This is a genomic window from Gordonia sp. BP-119 (assembly GCF_016924115.1).
Taxonomy (GTDB): domain Bacteria; phylum Actinomycetota; class Actinomycetes; order Mycobacteriales; family Mycobacteriaceae; genus Gordonia; species Gordonia hongkongensis.
Genome location: NZ_JAFFZF010000086.1, coordinates 1 through 2,845 on the forward strand (window position 1 = coordinate 1; position 2,845 = coordinate 2,845).

Consider the following 2,845-nt stretch of genomic DNA (forward strand, 5'->3'; position numbering starts at 1 on the left):
ATCTCGTCGCGCTTCACATGCCATCCGGGTGGCCCGGTCCTTGAGTTCCTCACTGTACTTGCGTGGTGCTGCCATGCTCTCCATCCTTCACAGGTTCGAGAGCCTCCGACAGACCCGGGGCGGTTCAGACCGTCGGCCAATCTGCGCCCCAACCACCGTGCTCCTCGGGTACCGCGAGCGCCAGCAGACCACTTAGGCGTAAGTCCTCTTTCTCACGGGTGGCTGGCCCCCCATCGCGATCCCGTTCGACGATTCCCTCCCGCCAGCTTGCAGCAAGGTCTCGAGCCACCGCGAGAGGATCGCCCGCCCGCCGGTCGGTGGCCGCCGCCGTGTCGTCGGTGACTGTCATTCGTATTCTCCAATCGCTGATGTGCCGGCCGCGCATGTACGCAGGCTCGTCTGCAGAAATTCCGGGGCCGACCAATCAGTCAGGTCGATCGCCTTATCCACCAGATCGTGGTCGACCAGGTACCGCTGTGTCGCAGCAAGGACAGTGAGCGCATCGTGGTCGAGGGTGGGTACTAAGTTGTCGGTGAAGTGCTCGCCGAAACCGCGTGTCACCGCAGTCTCGCTAACACCGAGGTTGCGGGCATGAATCGCGACTGTCTCGGTCAGATGATCGCGCGCCCAGGAGCCTGCCCGGACCACCGTATCCACCAGATGCTGCACGAGTGACGGGTTCTTATCGACGAGTTGCGCGCTGATTGTCCAAACGCTGGCGTAGTGGCTTGTCCTGTCCAAGCTCAGGTCACGCAGCGGTCTAACACCGGTGAGGTCTTCGAACTCCGCGGACCACGGAAGCCAGCTGAATAGCGCATCGACCGTCCCCCCGGCAAAGACTTGTGCCTGATGGGCCCCGACGGCGGGAAAGAGGTCCGAACCGTTCACTGATGCCGATGCGCTGAGTCGGTCCTGCGGTAAGTCGACTCCCGCCGTCTCAATGGGTACGAGCTCGATATCGTTTACTGTTACGCCGGAGTGACGAAGGGTGTGCTGCAGGGCTCGCGCCTCCCAAGTGCCCAGTGCGACGAGAGTCTGGCGCCACGGGTCGAGCTGTCGGTAGTCACCAAGGTCGCCGCGCAGGATCCGGATTGCCGATGCGGATACGCCGACACGATGCCCCGCCAGTTGCTCCGGTGCGGTCAGGGTGGGGTCGGCCGCGTAAAAGCCCAGCTTTCCCTCGAACAGGGTGACGCCCAGGAGGCGTGTGCGACCCGGTGCACGCAGGCCCTCACTCACCAACGGCGGGATCTCTCCGCCGAATCGGGTGTAAGCGGGATGATCGTAGGTGAAGTGCAAGGAGCCCAGCGGCCCTCCCAGCACGTCCAGATTGATGCCAGCCTCGGCGAGCAACTGCGACTCGCGGCCAACCAGCAGGGCGTTGGGAACAGGGCAGTTGCTGTACGCGAGGGTGTGGACCGCTGAGCTGGTGTCGGTCACAGCGCCGCCGCCCCGCTTGGCAGTTCCAGGCCGAGGTGGTCGCGCAGCGTTGATCCCTCATACTCGTCGCGGAATACCCCACGTTCTTGCAACAGCGGCACCACCTGGTCGACAAAGTCCTCGTAAACGCCGGGCAGATAGGCGGCGGAGATGATGAACCCATCAGCCGCTCTCGCATCGAAGTACTCGACCAGTCTGTCGGCGATCTGGGTGGGCGTTCCTCCCCACTGCGGGACAAAACCCACGTTCGTGCCATAACGCTTTCCAAGGTCGGCCAGTGTCAGATCCTCGCCGTCGCTCGCAACCGTGGAGAACATGTGGAGCATGGTGGGGATGTGCGCGTCCCCCAAGCTCGCGACGATGTCGGAGTACTTCGCGTCTAGGGGGAAGGCGGACAAGTCGATTCCACTATGACTCGACAACGTCGACAGACCGACCTCGGGGTGGACGAGACCGTTGATGTATTCGAGGCGATCGCGTGCGATCGCCTCGGTCTCCCCAAGTATGGGCATGACAGCTGTGAAAACCTTCGTGGCGTCGGGGTTGCGACCCGCGGCACTCACTTGCCCCTTGATGTCCTGGTACGTGCGCTGCATCATCTCCAGCGTCGGCGAGATGCTGAACACGGCGTCGGCCCACTGGCCCGCGAAACGTCTACCGCGAGGCGACAATCCGGCCTGGAGGAGTACTGGCTCGCGCTGACTTGAAGGGGGGATTTGCAGGGGGCCGCGCACGTCGAACCAGTCACCACGGTGATCGACGTAATGAACTTTCTTAGGATCAGCGAACCGGCCGCAGATCTTGTCCAACAGCAGCGCATCATCGTCCCACGAGTTCCACAGCTTACGTACGACCTCGACGAACTCGTCCGCGCGGTCGTAACGGGTGTCGTGTTCAAGATGAGCATCGATTCCGAAGTTCTTTGCCTCTGAATCGTTCAGCGATGTCACGATGTTCCACGACACCCGCCCGTCGGACAGGTTATCCAGCGTTGCCAGGATACGGGCGACGTGAAACGGCGGGTAATACGTGGTGGAGATGGTGGCTCCAAGTCCCAACCGGTCGGTCACGGCGGCCATCGTCGCCACCACCGTGGCGGGCTCGAGTGCGATCGCGCCCTGGCCGCCCAGTCCGACGCCTGTTTGCAGATCATGGCCGTAGCTGTCCTCGACTGCGAGAGCATCCGGAAGGAAAAGAAGATCAAACTTTCCGCGTTCAAGGGTCTGAGCGATCTTCTTATAGTATGCACCGGAAAGAAAATCGTTAGTTGCTGCGGATCTAGTGTCCTGAGTCATTAATTTCCGTTCGGTTGTTAGGCTAGGGAATGGCAACCCGGGGTCCGCGAGCAGTGGATATTGTTCTGACTGATGACGAGCGCCGTGAGCTCGAAGGGTGGGCGCGTCGG

Annotated in this window: 2 protein-coding genes; both read right to left on the reverse strand. The window is 62.0% G+C overall.

Features of this window, described 5'->3' with window-relative positions; translation table 11 throughout:
• Nucleotides 1–345 precede the first annotated feature (345 nt).
• Nucleotides 346–1,440, reverse strand: a complete 1,095-nt coding sequence (locus tag JW364_RS23885) for a hypothetical protein (protein WP_004022072.1) — start codon at nt 1,438–1,440, stop codon at nt 346–348.
• Entirely contained in the window at nt 1,437–2,735 is a 1,299-nt protein-coding gene (locus JW364_RS23890) for an LLM class flavin-dependent oxidoreductase (protein ID WP_068970850.1), read from the reverse strand. Before JW364_RS23890 ends, JW364_RS23885 begins: the two co-directional genes overlap by 4 nt.
• Nucleotides 2,736–2,845 lie beyond the last annotated feature (110 nt).